Here is a 25126-nt window from a genome sequence, read left to right as displayed (position 1 = left end):
CCCCCGAGGAAGCCTTAATGACATTACGTCGTTCCCCTATGGTTATCGCCCTGCTGGCCTGTATGGCGCTGGCAGGCTGCAACAGTCAGCCCCACACCGCGGCCCCGGCAACGGTCAACTTTCAACATCTTAACGGCACCACAGAAGTGAAAAAACACCCGCAACGCGTGGTCGTGCTGGACTACGCTTCGCTGGAAACCCTGCAACTGCTGGGCGTCGAGCCACTGGCGCTGCCGGGCAACCGCACCATGTTGCCGGATAGCCTGAAGCAATATCAGAATGCCAAATATCTCAACGCCGGCACCCTGTTTGAACCGGACATGGCCACGCTGCGCGCAGCCAAACCGGATCTTATCCTGATCGCCGGTCGTTCTTCCAAGGCTTACGACGAGCTGAGTGGTATCGCGCCGACGTTGAATATGGCGATTGATCCGCAAGATCAACTGGGCAGCCTGAAGCAACGGACGCTGCAGTTGGGTGAGTTGTTCGATAAACAGCAGCAGGCACAGGCCGCGGTCGACAAACTTGATGCTGAAATTGCAGCCGTCAAACCGCAAGTGGCAAAAGCCGGGCGTGGCCTGGTGGTATTGTTCTCAGGAGGGAAAATCAGTGCTTATGCGCCTAAAAGCCGCTTCAGCTTTACCTATGATGCCCTTGGATTCCCATCGGCGTTACAGAGCGAAAACCCCGATGTCCGCGGCAACAAGCTGTCGCCTGAGCAGGTAGCTAAACTGAACCCGGACTGGCTGTTTATCATCGATCGTGATGCGGCAACCGGTCGGCCGAACGCGGTTGCGCCGCAGAAAATACTGACGACTACCGCACTGAAAAACACCGTGGCGGTCAAGAAAGGTCAGGTGGTTTATTTGCCGGCGGCTGAGGTCTATTTGTCTGGCGGCATTATCACCAGCCAGCATATCGTCGAACGCGTCGCCGACGCGCTGAACAAGAAGTAATAGCAAAAGGCCCGGCAATCACCGGGCCTTCCTGGTATCAAATCGCCGGCTGGTTCACCAACCCGTCGATCAACACCTGCGGTGTCCCTTGCGAACAGCGCTCAATACGCCCACGAACACCATACACCCGCGCCAGACTCTGCGGCGTAATCACCTCTTCCGGCACACCGTCGGCAATCAATTCGCCATTCTGCAGCATCAATACGTGGTCACCATGACGCAGGGCGATATTGATGTCATGCACCACCACCACCGTGATGATATTGCGTTTACGCGTCTCTTTACGCACCAGATCCATCACGTGGAACTGGTAGTTGAGATCGAGCGCACTCAGCGGTTCATCCAGCAGCAACAGCGAAGGCTGGCGGATCAGCGACTGTGCCAGGCCGACCAACTGCTTCTGCCCACCGGAGAGCTGATCAAGATAGCTCAGCGCCAAATGGGCGATGCCAAGCTGCTCCAGCAGCGCCATCACCTCGGCCTCGCTGCCGGCGTTGCTGCGGCCGCCTGAAGCGCGTTGCGCCACAATAATCGACTCCAGCACGTGTAAATGCACCCCGGCAGGCAACGATTGCGGCAGATACACCACCTTTTCAGCCCGGCGGGCAAAAGGCATCTGCATTAAATCGGTATCATCCAGCCACAGTTGCCCCTGCGCCGGGTTTAACCCCGCCAATGAGCGCAGCAGAGTCGACTTACCACTGCCGTTCGGCCCCAACAACACGGTAATTTGACCGCGAGATAACATCGGGACCGCCAGATCGCTGATCACCTGACGCTTCGGATAACCGGCAGAAAAATGCTCAATGCGTAATCCCTGACTCATACATTCCCCCGATGACGCAGAATAATACTCAGGAAGAAGGGTACGCCCACCAGCGAGGTGACGATACCGACCGGAATGATGATCCCCGGGATCAGGTTTTTCGACACTACGGAAGCCATCGACAGTACCAGCGCACCAATCAGCGCACTGGCCGGCAGATAGAAACGGTGATCTTCACCGAAAATCATCCGGGCGATATGCGGCGCCACCAGACCGATAAAACCGATAGGCCCGACAAACGCCACCGCTAATGCGGAAAGAATACTGATACGCAATAAAGTGGTCAGACGCAGACGACGCACGTCGATACCAAAGCTCACCGCCCGATCTTCGCCCAGACGCAGCGCGGTCAGCTTCCACGAGCTCATCATCGACAACGGCAGCAGCACGGCGAATACCCCGAGCAGGATACCCAATTTGTCCCATGAGGCGCGCGCCAGACTGCCCATGGTCCAGAACACCAGCCCCTGCAGCGTATCTTCGCTGGCAATGAACTGCATCATGGAAACCAGAGCGTTAAAGGTGAACACCAGCGCAATACCGAACAGCACCACCCCGGAGGTGGCAACCCGCGTCCAGCGCGTAATACCGTCCAGCATCAGCGCGGCGAACAGGGCGAAAACAAACGCATTGGCGGAAATAAACCACTGGTCGGGAATGCCCGGTACGCCAATCCCCAACACGATGGCCAGCGCCGCGCCGAAAGCCGCTGCAGAAGACACACCCAAGGTAAAGGGACTGGCAAGCGGGTTATTCAGGATGGTCTGCATTTCAGCACCGGCCAGGCCAAGCGCAAAGCCCACCACCACCGCCATCAAGGCATAAGGCAGGCGGATATCCCAGACGATCACCCGCGTTCCGGCATCGGCCGTCGCAGGATCAATCAGCGTTTGCCACAGCGAGGACAACGAAAGACCTGAGGGGCCCAGGGTAAAATCCAGCAGCAGCGAACCCAAAATCGCCAATGCCAACACCCCCATCATCAATAAACGGTGGCGGAGAATATGGTGATAACGCCCCATAACGTTGACGTCGGGTTGCCCCTTGGCGTCAGACAGAGGATCGGTGGATACGCTCATTATTTCGGATACCTGTTACGACGATGACCATAGCGGTGTGCCAGACGACCGCTTGAACCTGATAAGCAGCCGGTAACAATAAAGCAAACGATAATACTTATCAATCATATCAATTGCTATTACCCGCTATGTGAATATGTAACGCTTTATTTTATAAGGTGATTAGCCAAACAGGTCTGACAAGCTGTGGTTAGCGGACAGGGTTAATAATTCCGAAAGTTTCACCTCCCTCGGTCCGGCTGTGACAAATTGCAACGAAACCACATAGAATCCAAAACCAGACCGGTAAATGACGTGCTCGCCGCGCCATACCGGATATTTTGGCCTGTTGGCAAGGCCCCGATGAAAGAGGCTGCATTGAGAAGTCGAACCCAAACCTTAACGCCTAAAAAACCCGCCCTGCTGCATTGGCTGGTGCAAAGCCCGCAGCAGGCTGATGACGCCCAATTCCAACGCCAGATGCGGCTTACCCTGGTGCCTTCACCCGCTACCCCCTGGCTGAATGCCGTCGGCGTGGCGCTGCTGCTGCTGGCTTATGCCTGGCTGAGCCAGATGACGATGGCTGCCGCACTGCTGGCGTTGCTGGTTCTGCTGACAGGAGGACGCTGGTGGCTAACGCGCGTCAGTCCCCCCCGCAGGCCAACCGCCATGCTGGTAACGGTGCTGCTGTGGTGCGCCCTGGTGGGAGCCATTGCCCTGCTGGCAATGTTGTCTGGCCGCATGGTACTGATCCTGTTTGCCGGCCTGTTGATTACCGCGCTGGCATTCTGGCTGATACAGCGTCACGCCGCCGCACCGCGCTTTGCCTTGCTGGAAGTGATGCTGCTGACGCTGCCCTATCTGCTGGCCGCGCCGTTGTCACGCGTGCAAAATCTGTTTTTACTGGCGGATATCATCCCGCTGTGGCTGCTGTTGGCCCATGGACTGATCGCGTTTTACCATCGCCAGGTGGCGCAGCTGGTCACTCTGACCGCAGAAAAACAGCAAGCGGCCCATCACGATCATTTGACCGGTTTTCTTAACCGCGCGGGCGGCGAAGCGGTAATGAAGGAAATTTGCCACCCTTCCCCGACGCTTCACCCGCTTTCCCATCTGTTCATTATCGAATTCACTCCACTGGCGGCGTTGTACCAAAGCCACGGTGTGCTGATCGGTGATGACGTGTTACGCACCATCGGCGAACGCCTGAAGATGCTGGTTCGTCCCAGCGATTTTGTCTGTCGCTATAGCGGGGGTCAGTTTCTGATCCTGGTGCACGGCCTGCCTTACGGTTCCGAAGGGGAGTTTTTGGCACGTATCGTTCCCCCGTTGAAAGCGCCTTACGACTTTGGTGCCTTCGGTGAGGTGACGCTGCAGTTGCATAGCGGTGCATTGGCGTTAACGCAGGATTATAAGACGGTTGAAAACCTGATGGCGGCGGCGCAGCAAGCGCTGGGAGAAAAAGGGAAGGAATAACGCGAGGTTTCAAGCTGCAGCCAGGCAATCAGCTGCAGCTTGAAATTCACAGGCTAAAGATCGGAGTTAGTTCACGTCCATTTTCGGGAATTCCATTTCGCTGTACTTCACGACACGGGTGCCGCGCGTCAGCTTGTAGCCGAACCAGATAATCAGGAACAGCGGCAGACCGATATAGGTAGCCGTCACACCGTACCAGTCGATCCGGTCTTGCAGGAACGCCTGATAGTTCTGTCCCAGCGTGATAACCAGGCACAGGACAAAGGCAAAGATCGGCCCCAGCGGGAAGAAGCCGGAACGGTACGGCAGATCGTTGAGATCGCGCCCCTGGATCATATAGCCACGACGGAAGCGGTAATGGCTGATGGCAATCCCCAACCAGGCGATAAAGCCGGTCATACCCGAGGTATTCAGCAGCCACAGATAAACCGACTGGTTGCCGAACATCGAGCTCAGGAAGCACAGGCCCGCCACCACGGTAGTCGCGTACAACGCGTTACGTGGCACCCCGCCCTTCGACAGCTTGGCGAAGATACGTGGCGCTTTACCTTCCGATGCCAAAGTAAACAGCATGCGGGTAGAAGCGTACATCCCGGAGTTACCGGCAGACAGTACCGCCGTCAGGATCACCGCATTCATTACCGCCGCCGCCGACAGCAGACCGGCGTGCTGGAACACCAGCGTGAACGGGCTGACGCTGATGTCTTTCACATCGTTACGCAGCAGGCTCGGATCGGTATAAGGAATGATCAGGCTGATAATCAGGATGGCAAAGATATAGAACAGCAGGATACGCCAGAACACCTGACGCACTGCGCGCGGGATGTTTTTGCCCGGGTTTTCCGACTCACCGGCCGCGATGCCGATAAGCTCGGTGCCCTGGAACGAGAAGCCCACTATCATCGCCACGCCTATCATTGCCGAGAACCCTCCGGCAAACGGCGCGTCGCCTATGGTCCAGTTCTGCCAGCCTGCGTGCTCTCCCCCTTTGAGGATGCCGAAGATCATCAGCACACCGATACCAATAAAGATAATGACGGTGGTCACTTTGATCAGCGAGAACCAGTATTCCGCTTCACCGAAACCTTTGACCGAAATGTAGTTCAACAGGAACATCAGGCAGAGGAACAGTGCGCTCCAGATCCAGCCTGGCGCGTCCGGGAACCAATAGGTCATCACCAACTGTGAGGCCACCAGGTCAACGGCGATGGTCACCGCCCAGTTGTACCAGTAGTTCCAGCCCAGCGCGAAGCCAAAGCCTTCTTCTACGTATTTGGCACCGTAGGTGGAGAACGAGCCGGAGACTGGCATAAAGGCCGCCAATTCGCCCAGGCTGGTCATCAGGAAGTAAACCATCAACCCGATCAGCGCGTAGGACAGCAGTGCCCCGCCCGGACCGGCCTGAGAAACCGTAGCGCCAGAGGCGACAAACAGACCGGTGCCAATAGAGCCACCAATAGCAATCATGGTTAAGTGGCGAGCTTTCAGCTCGCGGCGCAATCCGGGTGCTGGTTGCCCCGATGTTTTTATATCCTGCTGAGCCATTCTTACCCTATCTGCTGGTCAAAAAAAAATGAGGGCGGATTGTAACAAATACCCGCCGGCGAACTAGTAACATTGCACTGATATAAGATAGCTTCATAATTCAGGGCTAATTATTAGCAGCTAGCCACAATACCTTACTTACTGTCATTAATGTGACAGACAGCAGATTTTTATGCTTTGTTTCTGCTTACAGAGACCTTATTGGGGCTGAAACCCGCAGTAACCGAGGAAACGCTGCAGCGCGTTGGAGAGATGCTTTTGCCGGTGATGGATCAGATAAAGGGTCCGCATCAACGGTGGCAGCGGCACATTCAGTGCCACCAGCACGCCGCTGTCCAGCTGTTCGCCAATCACCCGCCGCGACAGACAACTGATCCCCATACCGTGGCGCACCGCGTGTTTGATCGCTTCCGAGTTGCCCAGTTCCATCACCAATTGGAAGTGCGGCAAGTGCGCCAGCAGCAGGTGATGCAGCACCTCGCGCGTACCCGAGCCTCCTTCACGCAAGATCCAGGGAGCGGTAGCCAGCATCTCCAGAGTCAGCGGTTGCCCGGCCAGCGGGTTGTCCGGCGCGGCAAACACCACCAACTCATCTTCCAGCCACGGCAGGGTGATTAGCTCCGGCATATGGCAAGGGCCTTCAATCAACCCCAGATCGACCCGGAAGTCCGCTACCGCGCCAATCACATCCTGGCTGTTGCCGACGTTCAGTTCCAACGGTGAGGTGGGGAAATCATGCCGATAATGGGCGATCATCTCCGGCAGCATATAGTTGCCGATGGTGCTGCTGGCACCGATGCGCAACGCGCCGCCGTCATGGCGGAACAGCTGTTCAATCTCTCCCGCCTGCTCCAGTAGTGCCAGGGCCTTCGGATACAGCAAGCGGCCGTGCTCATTAATGACCAAACGCTTACCCACGCGATCGAATAACTGCACCCCCAACTGCCCTTCCAGATCGGCCAGCGCTGCGCTGACCGCCGATTGTGATAACGCCAGAACCACCGAGGCCTGCGTGGTCGAGCCGCTTTTAAGCACTTCGGTAAACACTTCCAATTGACGTAAGGTGATATGCATAGCGTCTCGGTTTTGATCAAAGGTGACATCGAAAAAAGTCACTGAAATTAATGCAAAATCTGCGCTGCTGACCGGCAACAACGCACAGGGTGAATACTAGTAATGGTACCACGTTTGCAGAAATCAGCATGGAAGCCAGCCAGGTCGATTAACCACTTATTCAGATAGGTTATAACCATATAATCAATTTCACTTTTATGCTGCCAGAACGTAGTCTGTGCTCAAGAATTTGAATAAAAGGGCTGACTTATGGCGACCAATACCACACACAATTTCCCCACTCGACAATTCCCCCTGTTCGGTTTACCTCACCTGGTCCCCGGACTGTTGTTGACCGGTGTCATCACCGCGTTAGCGGTATGGGTTGGTGATATTCCGTGGGTGGCCGGATTGGGACTGGGGGCGCTGACGCTGGCGATTTTACTCGGCATTGTGGTAGGCAATACGCTGTATCCCTGGTTGCAACCAAGCTGCCATGGCGGCGTTCAATTTGCCAAACAGCGCCTGCTGCGTCTCGGTATTATCCTTTACGGCTTCCGTCTGACGTTCCAGCAAATTGCCGACGTGGGCACTACCGGCATCATCATTGATGCCTTGACGCTCACCACCACTTTCCTGCTGGCCTGCTGGTTGGGCAAAAGGGTGTTTGGCCTCGACAGTCATACCACCATGCTGATCGGCGCCGGCAGTAGCATCTGCGGTGCGGCAGCGGTCATGGCGACCGAGCCGGTCTTGAAAGCCGATGCCAATAAAGTGGCCGTCGCAGTAAGCACCGTGGTGGTGTTCGGCACGCTGGCGATCTTCGCCTACCCATGGTTGTACCATCTGAACGAGCAATTCCAGTGGCTGCCGTTTAATCAGGAAACTTTCGGTATCTTCACCGGTTCGACCATCCACGAAGTGGCACAGGTCGTCGCCGCCGGGCATGCCATCGGGCCGGATGCCGAAAATGCCGCGGTGATCTCCAAAATGATCCGCGTGATGATGCTGGCACCCTTCCTGGTCGTGCTCTCCGGGTTTATCAGCCGCAGCCGTAGCACCGGCAACGCCGGGGAGAAGGCAGAAAAATCTGCCATCACCATTCCCTGGTTCGCCGTGCTGTTCATCGCAGTCGCCGGGCTGAACTCATTCGACCTGATCCCAGCGACGCTGGTGAAACACCTGATTACCGCCGATACCTGGATGCTGGCGATGGCGATGGCGGCACTGGGGCTGACTACCCACATCAGCGCAGTGCGTCAGGCAGGGATCAAACCGATTCTGCTGGCCACCCTGTTGTTCATCTGGCTGATTGTCGGTGGCACCGTGATTAACCTGCTGGTGCAACATTTCCTCTGATTATTTCCGCAGTTGTTTTCCGACCTCAGGCCCGCCATCGCGGGCCTGAACTTTTCCAGCCATTCAATCCTTCCGCTATCAATGCCATAATGACGCCGATTACACAGGAGAATGAAAATGAAGTTTGTCGGTGCACATGTCAGCGCGTCAGGCGGCGTGGATCAAGCAGTGATCCGCGCGCACGAATTAGAGGCGACCGCATTCGCCCTGTTCACCAAAAATCAGCGTCAATGGAAGGCCGCCCCGCTGCCTGCTGACGTGATCGATAAGTTTAAAAGCGCCTGCGCGCAATACGGTTACGGCCCAGGGCAGATCCTGCCGCACGACAGCTACCTGATTAATCTCGGCCACCCGGTGACCGAGGCGTTGGAAAAATCCCGCGAAGCCTTTCTTGATGAAATGCAACGCTGCGAGCAACTGGGGCTGACGCTGCTGAACTTCCATCCTGGCAGCCATCTGCTGCAAATTGACGAAGACAAATGCCTGGCGCGTATCGCCGAATCCATCAATCTGGTGCTGGATAAAACCACCGGCGTGACGGCAGTGATTGAAAACACCGCCGGTCAGGGCAGCAATCTGGGCTTTAAGTTTGAACATTTGGCAGCGATCATCGACGGCGTCGAAGACAAAAGCCGCGTCGGCGTCTGCATCGATACCTGCCACGCCTTTGCCGCTGGTTACGACCTGCGTACCGAGGAAACCTGCGAACAGACCTTTAAGGAGCTGGGTGAGGTGGTGGGCTTCAACTATCTGCGCGGTATGCACCTGAATGACGCCAAGAGCGCATTCAACAGCCGCGTCGATCGGCACCACAGCCTGGGTGAGGGAAACATCGGTAAAACGGTGTTCAGCTACATCATGCGCGACGCGCGTTTCGACAATATCCCGCTGATCCTGGAAACGGTGAACCCGGATATCTGGGCGGAAGAGATCGCCTGGCTGAAAGCTCAGCAGTAGTCGCCGTAATAAAAAACCGGAGCCTGGGCTCCGGTTTTTATCACCTGCGTAAGCGTTAAGCCACGCTAGCCGCCGGGACGTCAGCACGTTTCAGCAACGCGTAAGATACGCCCGCCAACAATGTACCGGCGATAATCGCCACCAGATACAGCAGCACCGGGGTGATAGCACCAGGGATCAGCAGCACAAACAGCCCGCCGTGCGGCGCCATCAGCTTGGCACCAAACGCCATGGACAGCGCACCAGTCAATGCACCACCTGCAATGCAGCAAGGCAGTACACGCATCGGGTCACGGGCAGCAAACGGGATCGCCCCTTCAGAGATAAAGCACAGGCCCAACACCAACGCAGCTTTGCCCCCTTCCTGCTGTGACTTGTCGAACTTGCGACGCGCCAGCAGCGTAGCCAACCCCATCGCCAGCGGTGGCACCATACCGGCAGCCATAATCGCCGCCATCGGCGCATACACCGAAGAGCTCAGCAACGCCACGCCAAAGGCATAGGCCGCCTTGTTGACCGGGCCGCCCATATCGGTACACATCATGGCACCGAGGATCGCCCCCAGCAGCACCGCATTCGCGGTACCCAGAGACTGCAGCCAGTGGGTCAGGCCTTCCATGATTTTCGCCACCGGCGTACCGACGATGAAAATCATGATCAAACCGACGATCAGGCTGGCCACCAGCGGAATGATCAGGATAGGCTTCAGCGCTTCCATACTCTGCGGCAAACGCAGTTTGGTGCTGATAAATCTGGCGACATAACCCGCCAGGAAACCGGCAATGATACCGCCGAGGAAACCGGCTCCGGTGCTCACGGCCAGCATGCCGCCGATCAGCCCTGGCGTCAGGCCCGGACGGTCAGCAATCGAGAACGCGATAAAACCGGCCAGTACCGGCACCATTAGCGCGAAAGCCGATCCCCCACCGATTTGCATCAGCGCAGCCGCCAGCGTGCCTTTAACTTCAAATGCCTTGATACCGAACACGAACGACAGTGCGATACACAGACCGCCCGCCACCACCATCGGCAGCATGTAGGACACGCCGGTCAGCAGGTGGCGATATGGCCCGGCACTCTCTTTCTTCTTGCCGGCTGCGGCCGGAGTACCGCTTTTCTGCGGCAGGAAAATCTCGGCTTCGGCCTGTGCCTTGTCCAGTTCCTGCGCGGTTTTCTTCAGCGCCAAACCGGTCGAAGTGCGGTACATCGGCTTACCGGCAAATTTCTCCAGATCCACTTCGATGTCAGCCGCCACAATCACCAGGTCGGCCGCCGCTACTTCTTCAGGCGTAATGGCATTGCCTGCGCCTACGGAACCACGGGTTTCAACCTTTACCCACCAGCCGCGTTTTTTGGCTTCGCTCTCAATGGCCTCTGCCGCCATAAAGGTATGCGCCACGCCGGTTGGACAAGCAGTGATCGCCACAATGCGTTTTTGACCGGCCGCTTTGACCGGTTCAGCCGTTGCCGGTGCCTGCCAGGCTTTTGCCTCGGCGATGGCCTGCGTCAGGAAGGCTTCCGGCTCACGCACCGCGTGTTCCACATCGCCTACATAAACCCGTTTGCCGTTCAGCGCGGCGTCAGCAGGCGCAGATTGCCCTGCTACCACCACCAGTTCAGCCTCGGCCAGTGACTCAACCAGCGTCAGGCCGGTTTTTGCAGCAGCAGCGCCAAGCATGCGTTTCGCCAGGTGACCACGCGCCTGCCCCAGCGAACTGTCTATCATCAGCAGTGTTTTCATTCTGCCTCCTGCTATTGATTAAAAGGTTTCAGATCGACACGCGCCATCATCGCGGCCAACTGTGGACGATCAGTCACGCCAACGTTGCTCTGGCTGACGGCCAGTGCAGCCACGGCGGTGGCCAAACGCAAAGTATGTTCACTGGATTCGCGCATCAGCAGGCCATAGATCAGGCCACCCACCATCGAGTCACCGGCACCGACGGTGCTGACCACTTCGCAGGCCGGGGGTTTGGCGATCCAGGCGCCGGAAGCGTTGACCCACAGCGCACCCTCGGCACCGAGAGAAATCACTACGTGGGCAATACCCTGATCGCGCAGCGCATGGGCGGCTTCAACCACGTCTGCCAACTGTGGCAACGGACGACCGGCCCAGATTTCCAGCTCACGGCGGTTTGGTTTCACCAACCACGGCGCGGCTTTCAAGCCGGCAACCAGGGCTTCACGGCTGCTGTCGAAAATGATGCATGGGCACTGAGCGCGCAGACGAACCATCCAGTCGGTAAAGGCATCGGGATCAACCCCGGCCGGCAGACTGCCGCTCACGGCCACCATGTCGAACTGACCGAGCCAGCTCAGGGAGTCGGTCACGAAACGTTCCCAATCCTGGCCGGTGACCTCAAAGCCGGAGAAGTTGAAATCGGTCACTTCGCCGTCTTTTTCCGTCAATTTGACGTTAATGCGGGTGCGGCCCGGCACCACCTGGAAGCGGTTGGCAATGCCCAGATCGCTGAACAGCAGTTGGAAGCCGTCCTGGTTGTCTTTGCCGAGGAAGCCGCCGACTGTCACATCAATGCCCAAGTCTTTCAGCACCTTGGCAACGTTAATGCCTTTTCCGGCGGCGTGCAGGCCGGCAGTTTTAACCAGATTCACTTCACCGCGCTCGATCTCCGGGCAAAAACCCACCAGATCGTAAGCCGGATTCAGGGTAATTGTTGCTACTCTTCTGCTCATGCTGCGCCCTCGCCCAGTCCTTCGTTAATTGCCGTTCCGATCGCCTTCAGCGCCGTTTCAGCATCTTCACCTTTGGCGGTAAAGCGCAGGTGATGTCCTTTCTTCACGCCCAACGCCACGACCTTCATCAGGCTGCGTCCGTTGGCCGGTTTGCCACTGCCATCCAGGTTAGTGACGGTAATTTCACTGTTGAACTGCTTGATGACGTTGACCAGTGCCGTACCCGGACGGGCATGCAGGCCGTGTTCGTTACGGATCACGTATTCAGCACTCAGGGTGGTATTTTCTTCTTCAACCTCACTGGTCAGCAATGCCAACACGGTGACAGCATCGGCGTTCAGCAAACGTTCAGCTTTATTCGCCAACAGCAGGTCACTCAGGTAGTTCAGCACCGCCAGCGGTTGTTGGTCAGCCACCGATAGCGTCAGCAGCAGCGCAACTTTCTCGCCGTCTTCGTCAAACGCCTGCACCGGACGGCTCAGGGTGGCTGCGCTGGTCAGATTGCCTTCGGTGCTATCACTCAGCCAAATGCCCTGCCCCAGATTCAGCGGCTTGTGGGTAATGACGTCGCTGACGAACTGGGCGTTGACCGCACCGATCTTCTGCAAACGACCGGCATTCAGCGCCTGCAGCGTCATCAGGCTGTCAGCGGCCACATCGAGCGCAATCAGGGAAGCGTCAAACTGGAATTCCGCCGTCAGCTTTTCGCCCATCAGCAGGCTGCGCAGCTCTTCAGCCGAGGTGGTTTTCGCCAACTGTTCGGCCACGCTGTCGTCGCTCAGTACATGCGTCAGCTGGCGCAACAGCGCCAGGTGTTCGTCGGAACGGGCGGCAATGCCAATCACCACAAAAGCAGTTTGGCCTTCGCCCCACTCAATGCCCTGTGGAAACTGAAATACCTGTACGCCGGTGTTCAGCACCAGATCGCGGGTATCGGTGGTGCCATGCGGGATGGCGATGCCGTTACCCAGGTAAGTGGAGGTTTGCAGCTCGCGCTGCAGCATGCCGTCCACGTAGCCGGCGCTGACGCAGCCAGCCTCGGTCAGTGCGGCGGCAACCTGTTGGATGGCTTCCTGCTTGCTGCCGGCAGCCGCGCCCAGGTGAATATCTTGCTGTGACAACTGGAACATGATTCTCCTCTCCTGCTGAATTGAATCGTTTCAGCTTCATTGAGAAAAAGGAGCGTTATCGGTACGGAATCATCGCGCCCATAACGCTGAAACGTTTCAAGGAGTGTGTGAGTAGCACTGGCCGAAAGCAAGTTTTCTCAAAATTGATGTGATAGATTTTTGACCTTACGCACACTTTTCCTGAAGGGTTACCTGTCGCGAGGGTAAAATGACATACTGTGCTGAAACTTTGCTGACGGAGAAAAGCATGACTGTAGTGGCTGGCGTAGGGGTGATCATCGTAAATGCCCAAGGGGAAATATTGCTGGGGAAACGCTGCGGCCAACACGCGCCTTTTTGGTCAATTCCCGGTGGGCATCTGGATGCCGGTGAAACCATTGAACAATGTGCACAACGTGAGATTGCCGAAGAAACCGGGCTGATCATCGCCCCACCCACTTTTATCGGCATCAGCAATAATCTGCAAACCTGGCGCGCCGAGGGAAAACATACCCTGTCCGTATGTTTGCTGACCCAGCATCCCGGTGGTGATCCCGAACTGAAAGAGCCGGAAAAATGTGCTGAGTGGCGCTGGTGCTCGCCGAATCAGTTGCCGGAGCCGCACTTCGAAGCCAGCCGCAATGCCATTCATCTTTGGCTGACGGGCCAGAGCTACTTGCCCACAAAGTAGCTGTTTTCAATCATGGTTTTTCCACTCTGTCCGTGATCTTGCTCATAGACTGATAAAGCCCCATAAAAAATGCGTTATATAATCCAGAATATAACGCTGAAAAATCCCTCGAATGACCGTTTTCCTGCTAAAAATAACCCTATAGTATTAGATGTCATTGCTAATTATACCTATACTTCTTCAAGTGTGTCGGCACTCGGCCGGCCATTTTTTTGGCAAGGTTTTCCTTGGTATTTCATAATTATAAGCGGGTTCAATATGACCAATAAATTCACTGGCTTGATAAAAAAGCACCGCTGGGGATGGCTGTGGCTTTTGCTGCTGGGGATTATCCTCGGGGCAGCATTACTGGCGGGTACCGCCACGGTATTCCATAAAACCAGCGACACCGCCTTCTGCGTGTCCTGTCATACCATGCAACAACCGCTGGCCGAGTATCAGGGCAGCATTCACTTCCAAAATACCAAGGGTATTCGCGCTGAATGCGCCGACTGCCACGTCCCGCACGAGCCGCTCGATTACCTGTGGACCAAGATCCGCGCGGTAAAAGATATTTATGGTGAGATGGTGGGCACCATCAATACACCAGAGAAATACGAAGCGCATAAACTGGCGATGGCCCAGTCGGTATGGAAAACGCTGAAAGAAAGTGATTCCGCCACCTGCCGCTCGTGCCACAGCTTTGACGCCATGGACATCACCGCTCAGCGGCCTGAAGCGCGTATCCAGCATCCGGTGGCCATCAAACAGGGTGAAACCTGTATCGATTGCCATAAAGGGGTGGCGCATATCCTGCCAGACATGAGCGGTGCAGCTCAGGCCGGTGCCGCCGAACTGGCGAAGGCCGCGGCCGAAACCTCACCGACGGCCACCACGCTGTACACCATTGCCACTGAACCCTTCTTCCTGAAACCGGACGACAGCCACAATGCCGGCAACCTGATGCCATCCACCGAAGTTCAGGTGGTAAAGCAGGAAGGCGACAAGGTGCTGGCCAGCGTCACCGGCTGGCAGCAAGACGGCGTCAGTGAAGTGTTCTACGCCGCGCAGGGCAAGCGTATCCTCAGCGTATTGCTGGGGGAAGACGCCCGCAAACTGCTGAAAACCGGCACCACCATGACCGATAGCGACACCGGCCTGGTGTGGCATCAGGTTTCCCTGCAGGTCTGGCTGCCGCGTAAACAATTGATCGACGATCAGCAAAAAATCTGGCGTTACACCGCAGATATGATGTCGGCCAACTGCACCGGTTGTCACGGCCTGACCGCCCTCGATCGCTTCAACGCCAACCAGTGGATCGGCGTAATTAAAGGCATGGCTCCACGCACCTCGCTGACGCAGGAACAACTGCGCGTTCTGACACAATACGTGCAGAAACACGCCAGTGACATGCAGCCAGCCGCACCAGCCAAGCTTTAAGGGAGAAGCGAAATGAGCAAATATCAACAACAAGCGTTAAAAATGAGCCGCCGCCGCTTCCTGACCGGTGCCACCGCGCTGGCCGCCGCCCCATTGCTGGCAGGCCTGTGGCCCAAGTCGGCACTGGCGCAGGCCATCAGCCAGGCGCTGCCACAGTTTGTAGTCCTGCGTCAGGCGCAGAAAGGCATTCTGACCGGCGCGCACTGGGGTGCGTTTGAAGCCATAGTGCAGGACGGCAAAATGATTGGCGTGCAGCCGGTCAAAGACGATCCTTACCCGAACGAACTGATCACCATGGCGCCCTACCAGGTGCATGCTGAAAACCGCATCAAGTATCCCATGGTGCGTAAAAGCTGGCTGGAAGGCGGCCCGGGTAGCCATACCGAACTGCGCGGCCGCGACGAATGGCTGCGCGTCAGCTGGGACAAGGCGATTGAACTGGTCTGCGGTGAAATCACCCGTCTGCAAAAAGATCACGGCCCGCAGTCAATCTATGCCGGTTCCTATGGCTGGAAGAGCGTCGGCATGCTGCACAACAGCCGCACGCTACTGCAACGCCTGATGAACCTGACCGGCGGTTTCCTCGGTTATGCCGGCGACTACTCTACCGGCGCCGCGCAGGTGATCATGTCACACGTGGTTGGCTCCATGGAGGTTTACGAACAGCAAACCGCCTGGCCAAACGTGATTGAAAACAGCCAACTGGTGATCCTGTGGGGCTGTAACCCGATGATCACGCTGAAAAACAGCTGGAACGTGCCGGACCACTACGGCCAGACGGGCTTTGAGGCGCTGAAGAAAAAAGGCACCCGCGTGATCAGCATCGATCCGGTGCACAACGACAGCGCCAAATTTATCGATGCGCAATGGATCGCCCCACGTCCTTATACCGATGGCGCCATGTTGATCGGCATCGCCCACACGCTGCTGACTGAAAAACTGCATAACCCGGACTTCCTGAAAACTTACACTGCCGGCTTCGACAAATTCCAGGCTTATCTGCTGGGCGAAACCGATGGCACGCCGAAAACTGCCGAATGGGCCGCCGACGTTTGCGGCGTCGATGCCGACGTATTGCGCCAACTGGCACGCGATATGGCGAAAAATCGCACCATGATCATGGGCGGTTGGGGCATTCAGCGTCAGCATCATGGTGAACAGCAGCACTGGCTGTTGGTCACCGTGGCAGCGATGCTCGGCCAAATTGGCCTGCCGGGCGGCGGCTTTGGCTTCAGCTATCACTACTCTTCCGGCGGCAGCCCGACGGCGAAAGGCGGCATTATTTCCGGTATTTCTGCCGGTAATGCGCCGAAAAACTCACCGGCACCGATCCCGGTGGCACGTATCGCCGAATGTCTGTCCAACCCTGGCAAGACCATTAATTTCAACGGCGCACAGGTCACCTACCCCGAAGTGAAAATGGTGTATGTGGCCGGGGGTAACACCTTCCACCAGCACCAGGACACCAACAATCTGGTCAAGGCCTGGCAGCGGCCGGACACCATCGTGGTGAACGAACCTTACTGGACCGCTACCGCCAAACACGCCGATATCGTGTTACCGGCCACTACCAGCTATGAACGCAACGATCTGGAAATGGGCGGCGACTACTCGCAACTGTACGTGTTCCCAATGCATCAGTGCGTGGAGCCACAGCATGAGTCGCGTAGCGATTTCGATATCTTCGCGGCCATGGCGGCCAAGCTGGGTGTGCAGGATGCCTTTACCGAAGGCAAAGATGAAACTCAGTGGCTGAAAGGCATGTACGACGACATGAAAACCCAGGCACGTGCCGCCCGGGTAGCCCTGCCGCCGTTCGATATGTTCTGGGAATCCAATAACTATGTGCGCTTCCCGGTACCTGAAGCCAACACCCAATGGGTTCGCTTCGCCGACTATCGCGAAAATCCCCTGCTCAATCCGTTGGGAACACCGTCCGGCAAGATTGAAATCTATTCTGACGCCATTGCCAAAATGAAATACCAGGATTGCCCGGGTATCCCAACCTGGATGCCGCCGCATGAATGGTATCGTGGGCCGGAAGCGGTTAAATATCCGCTGTCGCTGAACACCGCACACCCGATCAACCGCCTGCATTCGCAGCTCGACAACACGCCGCTGCGTAAAAAGTATGCGGTAGCAGACCGGGAAGCGATTGTGATCCATCCGCAGGACGCCAAGTCACGCGGCATCGCCAGCGGCGATCTGGTACGTGCCTTTAACGATCGCGGCCAGATCCTGGTGGGAGCGGTAGTCAGTGAAGACGTGCGTCCTGGCGTGGTTCGCATCAGCGAAGGGGCCTGGTTCGATCCGGCCGATCCGTCACAGCCGGGCTCGCTATGCAAGAACGGCAACGTCAACTGCCTGACCTTCGACGTCGGCTCATCCAGCCTGGCGCAGGGGAACTGTGGGCAGATGGCCCAGTTGCAGATCGAGAAGTATCAGGGTGAGGTGTTGAAAAACACTGCACACGACGTGCCAGCCGGCGCGTAACGGCAGCTCCAAAAGTATCAGGGGCGATGATAATATCGCCCCTTTTTTTGTCCCCGCGCAGGGAAATAATTTTCCCATTAGGCAGGGTGAAACCGGTTTCTGTTTCTTTCTTCTTTTTTAAAATAAATGGGCGTATTATGCGCGCGAACCCTTCATTCACGGCTATTTTCTGACCTCTATGCCTACTTCAACTGCGGTAACGCGACGCTCGCCCGACCTTACTTCGCTGGCCTTTTTAGTGGTGGCGTTCCTCACCGGCATTGCCGGGGCGCTACAGACCCCCACGCTGAGCCTGTTTCTGGCGACTCAAGTCAATGTGCGCCCCTCCATGGTTGGGCTGTTTTTCACCGGCAGCGCGGTGATCGGCATTTTGGTCAGCCAGTTTCTTGCCCGCCGTTCGGATCAAAAGGGCGACCGCAAGACGCTGATTTTCCTCTGCTGCATGCTGGGTGCATTGGGCTGTGTGCTGTTCGCCTGGAACCGCAATTATTACCTGTTGTTGGCCGTTGGCGTGGTGCTGACCAGTTTCGGCTCCACCGCTAACCCACAGATGTTCGCCCTGGCGCGCGAGCACGCCGATCGCACCGGTCGCGAAGCGGTCATGTTCAGTTCGATCCTGCGGGCGCAGGTTTCCCTTGCCTGGGTGATCGGGCCGCCTATCGCCTTCGCGCTGGCCTTGGGGTTCGGTTTTAAGGTGATGTATCTGGCCGCCGCGGCAGCGTTTATCCTGTGCGGCGCGCTGGTGTGGAAAATGCTGCCGTCGATGCGTAAAACGCCGGTAGCGGCCAGCACCACGCTGGAAGCACCACGACAGAACCGTCGCGATACGCTGCTGCTGTTTATGGCCTGCACCTTTATGTGGACCGCCAACAGCATGTATCTGATCAATATGCCGCTGTATATGGTGCATGAGCTGCAACTTCCGGAAAAGCTGGCTGGGATCTTGATGGGCACGGCGGCCGGGCTGGAAATACCGACTATGCTGATTGCCGGCATGGTGGCGAAACGCTTCGGCAAACGCTTTTTAATGCGTTGGGCGGTGGTGGCGGGCCTGCTATTTTACTTCGGGTTATTGTTTATCACCGGCACCTGGTCACTGATCGCCCTGCAACTGCTTAATGCGGCGTTTATCGGCGTTCTGGCGGGGATTGGCATGCTCTATTTTCAGGATTTGATGCCCGGACAGGCCGGCGCAGCCACCACCCTGTTTACCAATACGACACGTGTCGGCTGGATTTTTGCCGGTTCCATCGCCGGCGTGGTGGCGGAGGTCTGGAGCTATCACGCGGTGTTTTATTCCGCGCTGGCGATGGTTGTCGGCGCAGTACTGTGCCTGTGGAAGCTCAAAGACGCTTAGGGCGCGGTATCCGCTTCCAGTTTGATCAGATAAATCAACGCGTCGTCACGGTGGTCGTGGCACATTTCGCGGCTGGCCTGCAGGCTGCCGCAGACCCTGGGCCGCAGCGGCGAATGGAACAGACCGCAACGCAGTTGCTCGCTCAGATGAATGCAGCGGGTATTGGCGGGCTTGCCGTTGGGCATGCCGGGGATCGGGCTGGATATTGAAGGCGCAATACAACAGGCGCCACAGTCGGCACGACAGTCCATCAGCAAGTCTCCCGGTGGGCTGGCGGAATTGAAGCGCGACAATATCAGTAGCGCTTATCCGCCGCCAGCATAATCCGGGTTTGCCCAACAATCTTTACATCGCCCCCATTTCACCGCTAATAGGTTGCACTCATGTCGGGCAAAAACACGCCGCAAATAGCCCCATTCACACCGATTAATGCATGAAACAAGCGCATTCACGGCTTTACATGCGCCAACCGCACATGTACTATTGAGCTAGTACAAAAGAACTTACGGCCAACCCGGCCACTCAGGAGCAAAAATGTCCGCGGACACCATCCAGAAGCTTTCCCGCCCTTCGGTCCTTGGCGGCGCGATGATCATTGCAGGCACCGCCGTCGGCGCCGGCATGTTCTCCATCCCTATTGTCACTTCTGGCGTGTGGTTCAGCGGCTCGGTCGCGCTGCTGATTTATACCTGGGCCTGCATGCTGATTTCCGGCCTGATGATCCTGGAAGCTGCGCTGCATTACCCGAGCGGTGCCAGTTTCAATACCATCGTCAAGGATCTGCTCGGCAAAGGCTGGAACGCCATTAACGGCATTTCTATCGCCTTTGTGCTGTACATTCTGACCTACGCTTACATTTCCGCCGGCGGCTCGATCATCGCCCACACGCTGGAAGGGATTGTTGGCGTCGGGCAGGCCACCGCCGGGCTGGTGTTTGCTATCGTGGTGGCGTTTATCGTCTGGTTGTCTACCCGCGCCGTCGATCGTCTGAGCACTATCCTGATTGGCGGTATGGTGATCACCTTTGTGATGTCGGTGGGCGATATGTTCACTCATGTGCAACCGGCGGTGCTGTTCAACCGCGGTGACGACCAGGCCAGCTATCTGCCTTATGCCCTGGCGGCACTGCCTTATCTGCTGACTTCATTCGGCTATCACGGCAACGTGCCGGGGCTGGTGAAGTATTACCACAAAGACAGCGGTGCCGTGGTGCGCAGCCTGGTGTACGGCACCCTGCTGGCGCTGGCGATCTACATCCTGTGGCAGTATGTGATTCAGGGCAACATCGCCCGTGACGCCTTTCGCCAGGTAATTGCCGAAGGTGGCAACATTGGCAGCCTGCTCAAGCAGCTGGGCAACGTGTCCAGCAGCCAGACCGTTGGCCAGCTCCTGAGCGCCTTCTCTTACATGGCCCTGGCCAGTTCGTTCCTTGGGGTTTCACTGGGCCTGTTCGATTATTTGGCGGACTTCTTCAAATTCAGTGATGACACCGTGGGACGCAGTAAGACCGCACTGGTGACCTTTGCACCGCCGACCATCGCCGCCCTGCTGTTCCCAAACGGCTTCCTGTATGCCATCGGTTTCGCCGGGCTGGCGGCAACCATTTGGGCGGTGATCGTGCCGGCAATGATGGCGCGCGCCAGCCGCCGTCGCTTTGCCGAGGCGCAATATCGCGCTCCCGGCGGCCGGGGTATGATCCTGTTCATCATCCTGTTCGGGGTGATCAACGCCGTCGCACACGTGCTGACATTGCTCGGTCTGTTGCCGGTCTTCAAGTAATCCCGCAGGGGATGGCCCGCCATCCCTTTTTCTGCCCCTGTTTTTGCTCGATCTGCTTGCCTGAAATCATCGGCGCGAGTAACTTGTCGCAACTTCCCAAAAACTCTTTATTGCAGGTTATTTTATATGGCAAAGGCTAACGAAATTAAGCGTGGCATGGCGATCAGCTACAACGGCAAACTGCTGCTGGTAAAAGACATCGATGTACAGAGCCCAAGCGCACGTGGTGCCAGTACCTTGTACAAAATGCGCTTCTCTGACGTTCGTACCGGGCTGAAGGTAGAAGAGCGTTTCAAGGGCGACGATATTCTGGACACCATTAGTCTGTCCCGCCGTAAGGTGAACTTCTCTTACATCGACGGTGAAGAATACGTGTTTATGGATGATGAGGATTACACCCCTTACATCTTCAAGAAAGACCAGATCGAAGACGAACTGCTGTTCATCCCTGAAGCCGGTCTGCCGGGCATGCAGGTATTAACGCTGGATGGCCAGGTGCTGGCGCTGGAATTGCCACAAACCGTGGATATGGAAATTGTCGACACCGCGCCAGGCATCAAAGGTGCCTCCGCCAGTGCCCGCAACAAGCCGGCCACCATGGCGACCGGCCTGACCATTCAGGTGCCGGAATACCTGAGCCCCGGTGACAAAATCCGCATTCATATTGCCGAACGCCGCTATATGAGCCGTGCCGACTAGTTGAAATTCAGGGGCCGATTACTGGCCCCTGTTGTTTTATCGCTACGGCAACTCAGGGAAGAAGCGGCGTTTGAGCGCCAGTTCAACCCCGCGCAGCTCCGCCAGCCCTTTCAAACGACCAATCGCCGAGTAGCCTGGGTTGGTTTTTTTCTTCAAATCATCCAGCATCTGATGCCCATGATCGGGACGCATCGGTATCGGCCGGGTATCGCCCGCCTGATGACGCCGCTGCTCCTCGCTGAGGATCGCCTCAATCACCGCCACCATGTCAACGTCGCCTTGCAGATGCGTGCCCTCATGGAAACTTTTCGGGTTTTCTTCACGGCAAGTGGCACGCAGGTGGGTGAAATGAATGCGATCGCCGAAGGTTTCAATCATCCGCACCAGATCGTTATCCGCACGCACCCCATAGGAACCGGTACACATAGTAAAGCCGTTATAAAGGCTGTCGACCGTCTGCTTGAACCACTGCATATCCTCGATGGTCGAGACAATGCGTGGCAGGCCCAGGATCGGCCGCGGTGGATCGTCCGGATGCACCGCCAGCCGCACACCGACCTCCTCCGCTACCGGAACAATGGCGCGCAGGAACACCGCCATATTTTCACGCAGTTGCGCCTTGTCGATGGCATCGTACTCGGCCAGGCGGGCACGGAACTGATCGAGCGTATAACCCTCTTCCGCCCCCGGCAGCCCGGCGATGATGTTGCCGGTCAATTTGGCAACCTCTGCCGCGCTCATGGCAGCAAAACACTCGGCGGCCTGCTGCTGCTCTTCCTGCGTGTAATCTTGCTCTGCCCCCGCGCGTTGCAGAATATGCAAATCAAAAGCCGCAAAGGCAATCTGATCGAAACGTAGCGCTTTTGACCCGTCCGGCAGCAAATACTCCAGATCGGTACGCGTCCAGTCGAGGATTGGCATAAAGTTGTAGCACACGGTGTCGATGCCGCAGGCCGCGAGGTTACGCAACGATTGCTGATAATGAGCGATATGCTGCTGATAATTGCCGCTGTGGGTTTTGATCTCCTCATGCACCGGAATACTTTCCACCACCGACCACACCAACCCCTTTTCTGCCAATAGCGCCTGGCGGGCCTTGATCTCTTCGATCGGCCACACTTCACCATTCGGGATATGGTGCAATGCAGTAACCACGCCGGTCGCACCGGCCTGGCGTACATCGTCAAGAGAGACAGGATCGTTCGGCCCATACCAACGCCATGTTTGTTCCATTTTTTATCCTTGTAAGAATCGCCCAGTATTATGGAGGGGGTAAAGATCGCACACTTCCAGCAATCTTGTTATACCAAATTGAATTAGATATCAGTTATCTTTCACCTTACTCTTTCGTTTCTGACTGTCAAAAGCGAAACCGTGATTGGTTGATCCACTTCACGATTCTGGCATATTTTGGGCTAAGCAATGTTATTAACGCTCTGCCAGCCTTACACTGGCGGCAGAAAAGCGTGAGGAAAAGGGTCAGCGCCGTGCCGTTTTCTGCTCGCAAAACTGGTCTGATAACTTTTGACAAGTTACCGGCCAGCACCTTTCATTCAGCTTTGGAGCCATGCATGAAGACTATCGCCAACTCACCGCTTCCCGACGCCGTCCTGCAACCCCACTACGACCGCAGCGCGCTGCAAAGCCGCATGGTGCACATTGGGTTTGGCGCTTTTCACCGCGCTCATCAGGCTTTGCTGACCGACCGGGTATTGAATCGCCAGGGGGGAGACTGGGGAATTTGTGAGATCAGCCTGTTTGGTGGCGATACTCTGTTCCAGACGCTGCGTCAGCAAGACCATCTCTATAGCGTGTTGGAGAAAGGCGCGGCGGGTAATCAGGCCATCGTGGTTGGCGCGGTGCATGAAAGCGTGCATCGCAAGCTGGAAGGGATCGATGCGGTACTGGAAAAACTGGCTGAGCCTCAGGTAGCGATCGTCTCAATGACCATCACCGAAAAAGGCTACTGCATCGAACCAGGCAGCGGGAAACTGGATCTGCAACACCAAGGGATCCGCGCCGATCTGGCGAATCCCGCCCAACCCACCACCGTGCCCGGTATTTTGGTCGAAGCACTGCGTCTGCGCCTGGAACGTGGCCTGCCCGCCTTTACCCTGCTCTCTTGCGATAACATTCCGGAAAACGGCCATGTGCTGCGTAACGCCATCATCGGCTTGGCGCAGGCGCGCGACGGGGCTCTGGCCGACTGGATTGCCCAACAGGTCAGCTTCCCCAGCACTATGGTCGACCGCATTGTTCCTGCCGCCACGCCGGAAACGCTGGAGGAAGTGGCCGTCGCACTGGGCGGTGTGCGTGATGAATGCGCCATCGCCTGCGAACCCTTTATTCAATGGGTGGTAGAGGATAATTTTGTCGCGGGTCGTCCGGCCTGGGAACGGGCTGGTGCACAGTTGGTGAATGACGTGCTGCCTTTTGAACAGATGAAATTGCGCATGCTGAACGGCAGCCATTCTTTCCTGGCCTATCTCGGTTATCTGGCAGGATATCAGTATATCAACGACTGTATGGCCGATGAGTCTTATCGCCATGCCGCGCTTCACCTGATGCTGGCCGAACAGGCACCGACGCTTAGCGTCAGTGGCATCGATCTGGCCGCCTATGCCGCGCAGTTGATTGAACGCTACAGCAATCCAGCGCTGCAACACCGCACCTGGCAAATCGCCATGGACGGGACGCAGAAATTACCACAGCGCATGCTGGACTCGATCCGCTGGCATCTGCAACATGCCGGCAGCTACGCCGGTCTGGCACTGGGCGTGGCAGCCTGGATGCGCTATGTCGGCGGTGTGGATGACGCCGGACAAGCTATCGATATTCGCGATCCGCTGTTGGCAACGCTGCAGCAAACGGTGGCCGCAACGCCGGACGATGAACAGCGAGTGAAAGCGCTGCTGGGGTTGAAGGCAGTTTTTGGTGAGCAACTGGCGGTTAATGAGGCGTTCGTGACGGCGGTTACCCGCGCCTATCTGTCACTGCGCGATCGCGGGGCACGTCAAACGGTGCAAAACTGGGTGTCGACTCAACTGGCTTAATTCCCCGCTTAAACCTAGTGATAGCCTGAAAGAACAATGAGAGGAAAATGGCCATGCCGGGCGTCCGGCATGGCCGAACGACTTAACGATAAACTACCGTCATTACTGCAAGTTTTTTCTGCTGATCTACCCACTTCATCTCGGTCGACCCTAAATTCAGTGGCAGCTCTTTGCGTGTAGCATCAAATTTGGACAGTGTCTGTTGACCTTGATAGTGCTGCCCATTGCGGTAACATTGTGCTTTGGCCGTTGAATCGGCGATGTTCACCGTGCAGGGACTTTCCACAATAGAACCAACAAAACGAATAACCCCGCCAGTGGTTCCTGCATAACTTGCTGCCGTCCATGAAAACAATATTCCTGCGATCAAAAATAACCGGAAGACATTCATGGCAACCTCATTTTTTGTTAAGTCAATTTAACCATAGAGGATCTTCTTAAGAATAATCGCAAGGTCAGAGGAATTATTTGGCGGGTAATCGGGCAATTAACAAAGAAAAAACAAGCTAATAACAAACAGTATCCATAGCTAATTTATGGTTTTTACTAAGAATTTTCCGATAATTTATCGTGGATTTAGCCGGTTAAATATCGCATCTTAA

21 protein-coding genes are annotated in these 25126 nt (G+C 56.5%); 11 read left to right on the top strand and 10 right to left on the bottom strand.

Annotation, left to right across the window (positions count from 1 at the left end):
* Positions 1 to 17 precede the first annotated feature (17 nt).
* The gene (locus OC597_RS24700; RefSeq protein WP_261255836.1) at positions 18 to 956 is read left to right on the top strand and encodes a siderophore ABC transporter substrate-binding protein; all 939 of its coding nucleotides are present in this window, start codon (positions 18 to 20) and stop codon (positions 954 to 956) included.
* 37 nt (positions 957 to 993) lie between these two features.
* Here OC597_RS24700 and OC597_RS24695 read toward each other — a convergent pair whose 3' ends face one another.
* Positions 994 to 1782: an ABC transporter ATP-binding protein gene (locus OC597_RS24695; protein ID WP_261255835.1), complete on the bottom strand. Its 789-nt coding sequence runs from the start codon at positions 1780 to 1782 to the stop codon at positions 994 to 996.
* Positions 1779 to 2861, bottom strand: coding sequence for a FecCD family ABC transporter permease (locus OC597_RS24690; protein WP_099063734.1), 1083 nt, complete (start codon positions 2859 to 2861; stop codon positions 1779 to 1781). Before OC597_RS24690 ends, OC597_RS24695 begins: the two co-directional genes overlap by 4 nt.
* Before the next feature lie 357 nt (positions 2862 to 3218).
* Here OC597_RS24690 and OC597_RS24685 point away from each other — a divergent pair, with 357 nt between their 5' ends.
* Entirely contained in the window at positions 3219 to 4316 is a 1098-nt protein-coding gene (locus OC597_RS24685; RefSeq protein ID WP_262210910.1) for a GGDEF domain-containing protein, read from the top strand.
* Between the two features lie 66 nt (positions 4317 to 4382).
* Here OC597_RS24685 and OC597_RS24680 read toward each other — a convergent pair whose 3' ends face one another.
* Together OC597_RS24680 and yieE are read right to left on the bottom strand one after the other, a co-directional pair.
* Positions 4383 to 5861: an amino acid permease gene (locus OC597_RS24680; RefSeq protein WP_085117630.1), complete on the bottom strand. Its 1479-nt coding sequence runs from the start codon at positions 5859 to 5861 to the stop codon at positions 4383 to 4385.
* A 198-nt stretch (positions 5862 to 6059) separates the two neighbouring features.
* Positions 6060 to 6935, bottom strand: coding sequence for a DNA-binding transcriptional regulator YeiE (yieE, locus tag OC597_RS24675; RefSeq protein WP_261255829.1), 876 nt, complete (start codon positions 6933 to 6935; stop codon positions 6060 to 6062).
* Positions 6936 to 7184: 249 nt separating this feature from the next.
* On the opposite strand from yieE, the gene OC597_RS24670 reads away from it, so the two are divergent.
* Both OC597_RS24670 and nfo read left to right on the top strand, forming a co-directional pair.
* The gene (locus OC597_RS24670; RefSeq protein WP_261255827.1) at positions 7185 to 8273 is read left to right on the top strand and encodes a YeiH family putative sulfate export transporter; all 1089 of its coding nucleotides are present in this window, start codon (positions 7185 to 7187) and stop codon (positions 8271 to 8273) included.
* Between the two features lie 117 nt (positions 8274 to 8390).
* On the top strand, positions 8391 to 9230 hold the full coding sequence (gene nfo / locus OC597_RS24665; protein WP_112348895.1) for a deoxyribonuclease IV: 840 nt from the start codon (positions 8391 to 8393) through the stop codon (positions 9228 to 9230).
* Positions 9231 to 9285: 55 nt separating this feature from the next.
* Here nfo and fruA read toward each other — a convergent pair whose 3' ends face one another.
* From fruA to fruB, 3 genes are read right to left on the bottom strand one after another with little or no spacing between them, the layout of a single operon-like run.
* Entirely contained in the window at positions 9286 to 10971 is a 1686-nt protein-coding gene (fruA, locus tag OC597_RS24660) for a PTS fructose transporter subunit IIBC (RefSeq protein ID WP_262210908.1), read from the bottom strand.
* A gap of 11 nt (positions 10972 to 10982) precedes the next feature.
* On the bottom strand, positions 10983 to 11924 hold the full coding sequence (gene fruK, locus OC597_RS24655) for a 1-phosphofructokinase (RefSeq protein WP_099063729.1): 942 nt from the start codon (positions 11922 to 11924) through the stop codon (positions 10983 to 10985).
* Entirely contained in the window at positions 11921 to 13054 is a 1134-nt protein-coding gene (fruB, locus tag OC597_RS24650; protein WP_262210905.1) for a fused PTS fructose transporter subunit IIA/HPr protein, read from the bottom strand. The genes fruK and fruB overlap by 4 nt, the downstream gene beginning before the upstream one ends.
* Positions 13055 to 13301: 247 nt before the next feature.
* Here fruB and OC597_RS24645 point away from each other — a divergent pair, with 247 nt between their 5' ends.
* From OC597_RS24645 to OC597_RS24630, 4 genes are all read left to right on the top strand, one after another.
* Positions 13302 to 13724: a nucleotide triphosphate diphosphatase NUDT15 gene (locus OC597_RS24645; RefSeq protein ID WP_261258026.1), complete on the top strand. Its 423-nt coding sequence runs from the start codon at positions 13302 to 13304 to the stop codon at positions 13722 to 13724.
* Between the two features lie 258 nt (positions 13725 to 13982).
* Positions 13983 to 15143: a NapC/NirT family cytochrome c gene (locus OC597_RS24640; RefSeq protein WP_261258028.1), complete on the top strand. Its 1161-nt coding sequence runs from the start codon at positions 13983 to 13985 to the stop codon at positions 15141 to 15143.
* A 12-nt stretch (positions 15144 to 15155) separates the two neighbouring features.
* Positions 15156 to 17636 carry a trimethylamine-N-oxide reductase TorA gene (torA, locus tag OC597_RS24635; protein ID WP_262210903.1) on the top strand — a complete coding sequence of 827 codons (2481 nt, stop codon included), beginning with the start codon at positions 15156 to 15158 and terminating at the stop codon, positions 17634 to 17636.
* A gap of 178 nt (positions 17637 to 17814) precedes the next feature.
* Positions 17815 to 18993, top strand: a complete 1179-nt coding sequence (locus OC597_RS24630) for a sugar efflux transporter (protein WP_262210901.1) — start codon at positions 17815 to 17817, stop codon at positions 18991 to 18993.
* Here the strand turns inward: OC597_RS24630 and OC597_RS24625 are convergent.
* Complete coding sequence (locus tag OC597_RS24625; protein ID WP_099063723.1) at positions 18990 to 19244, bottom strand: YkgJ family cysteine cluster protein; 255 nt, start codon at positions 19242 to 19244, stop codon at positions 18990 to 18992. The genes OC597_RS24630 and OC597_RS24625 overlap by 4 nt on opposite strands.
* A 283-nt stretch (positions 19245 to 19527) precedes the next feature.
* Between OC597_RS24625 and mtr the strand changes: the two genes are divergently transcribed.
* Both mtr and yeiP read left to right on the top strand, forming a co-directional pair.
* Complete coding sequence (mtr, locus tag OC597_RS24620; protein WP_261258035.1) at positions 19528 to 20772, top strand: tryptophan permease; 1245 nt, start codon at positions 19528 to 19530, stop codon at positions 20770 to 20772.
* A gap of 126 nt (positions 20773 to 20898) precedes the next feature.
* Positions 20899 to 21471, top strand: a complete 573-nt coding sequence (gene yeiP, locus OC597_RS24615; protein WP_085117648.1) for an elongation factor P-like protein YeiP — start codon at positions 20899 to 20901, stop codon at positions 21469 to 21471.
* A gap of 42 nt (positions 21472 to 21513) precedes the next feature.
* Here the strand turns inward: yeiP and uxuA are convergent, their stop codons facing one another.
* A complete protein-coding gene (uxuA, locus tag OC597_RS24610; RefSeq protein ID WP_261258037.1) occupies positions 21514 to 22704 on the bottom strand; it encodes a mannonate dehydratase in 1191 nt (396 codons plus the stop codon).
* Between the two features lie 338 nt (positions 22705 to 23042).
* On the opposite strand from uxuA, the gene OC597_RS24605 reads away from it, so the two are divergent.
* Entirely contained in the window at positions 23043 to 24524 is a 1482-nt protein-coding gene (locus tag OC597_RS24605; protein WP_262210900.1) for a mannitol dehydrogenase family protein, read from the top strand.
* 82 nt (positions 24525 to 24606) lie between these two features.
* On the opposite strand, the gene OC597_RS24600 is transcribed toward OC597_RS24605, so the two are convergent.
* The gene (locus OC597_RS24600; protein WP_262210898.1) at positions 24607 to 24915 is read right to left on the bottom strand and encodes a YmdA family protein; all 309 of its coding nucleotides are present in this window, start codon (positions 24913 to 24915) and stop codon (positions 24607 to 24609) included.
* Positions 24916 to 25126: the final 211 nt, after the last annotated feature.

Origin of the sequence: Serratia proteamaculans (assembly GCF_946227095.1) — a bacterium.
In the GTDB taxonomy this organism is placed as follows: domain Bacteria; phylum Pseudomonadota; class Gammaproteobacteria; order Enterobacterales; family Enterobacteriaceae; genus Serratia; species Serratia proteamaculans_E.
Note: the sequence above shows the minus strand (reverse complement) of the source record. Positions and strands in the feature narration are given on the sequence as shown.

Bases quoted from the DNA above. Each gene is read 5' to 3' on its own strand.
- OC597_RS24700 (WP_261255836.1), top strand. From the start codon at position 18: ATGACATTACGTCGTTCCCCTATGGTTATCGCCCTGCTGGCCTGTATG.
- OC597_RS24695 (WP_261255835.1), bottom strand. From the start codon at position 1,782: ATGAGTCAGGGATTACGCATTGAGCATTTTTCTGCCGGTTATCCGAAG.
- OC597_RS24690 (WP_099063734.1), bottom strand. From the start codon at position 2,861: ATGAGCGTATCCACCGATCCTCTGTCTGACGCCAAGGGGCAACCCGAC.
- OC597_RS24680 (WP_085117630.1), bottom strand. From the start codon at position 5,861: ATGGCTCAGCAGGATATAAAAACATCGGGGCAACCAGCACCCGGATTG.
- yieE (WP_261255829.1), bottom strand. From the start codon at position 6,935: ATGCATATCACCTTACGTCAATTGGAAGTGTTTACCGAAGTGCTTAAA.
- OC597_RS24670 (WP_261255827.1), top strand. From the start codon at position 7,185: ATGGCGACCAATACCACACACAATTTCCCCACTCGACAATTCCCCCTG.
- nfo (WP_112348895.1), top strand. From the start codon at position 8,391: ATGAAGTTTGTCGGTGCACATGTCAGCGCGTCAGGCGGCGTGGATCAA.
- fruA (WP_262210908.1), bottom strand. From the start codon at position 10,971: ATGAAAACACTGCTGATGATAGACAGTTCGCTGGGGCAGGCGCGTGGT.
- fruK (WP_099063729.1), bottom strand. From the start codon at position 11,924: ATGAGCAGAAGAGTAGCAACAATTACCCTGAATCCGGCTTACGATCTG.
- fruB (WP_262210905.1), bottom strand. From the start codon at position 13,054: ATGTTCCAGTTGTCACAGCAAGATATTCACCTGGGCGCGGCTGCCGGC.
- OC597_RS24645 (WP_261258026.1), top strand. From the start codon at position 13,302: ATGACTGTAGTGGCTGGCGTAGGGGTGATCATCGTAAATGCCCAAGGG.
- OC597_RS24640 (WP_261258028.1), top strand. From the start codon at position 13,983: ATGACCAATAAATTCACTGGCTTGATAAAAAAGCACCGCTGGGGATGG.
- torA (WP_262210903.1), top strand. From the start codon at position 15,156: ATGAGCAAATATCAACAACAAGCGTTAAAAATGAGCCGCCGCCGCTTC.
- OC597_RS24630 (WP_262210901.1), top strand. From the start codon at position 17,815: ATGCCTACTTCAACTGCGGTAACGCGACGCTCGCCCGACCTTACTTCG.
- OC597_RS24625 (WP_099063723.1), bottom strand. From the start codon at position 19,244: ATGGACTGTCGTGCCGACTGTGGCGCCTGTTGTATTGCGCCTTCAATA.
- mtr (WP_261258035.1), top strand. From the start codon at position 19,528: ATGTCCGCGGACACCATCCAGAAGCTTTCCCGCCCTTCGGTCCTTGGC.
- yeiP (WP_085117648.1), top strand. From the start codon at position 20,899: ATGGCAAAGGCTAACGAAATTAAGCGTGGCATGGCGATCAGCTACAAC.
- uxuA (WP_261258037.1), bottom strand. From the start codon at position 22,704: ATGGAACAAACATGGCGTTGGTATGGGCCGAACGATCCTGTCTCTCTT.
- OC597_RS24605 (WP_262210900.1), top strand. From the start codon at position 23,043: ATGAAGACTATCGCCAACTCACCGCTTCCCGACGCCGTCCTGCAACCC.
- OC597_RS24600 (WP_262210898.1), bottom strand. From the start codon at position 24,915: ATGAATGTCTTCCGGTTATTTTTGATCGCAGGAATATTGTTTTCATGG.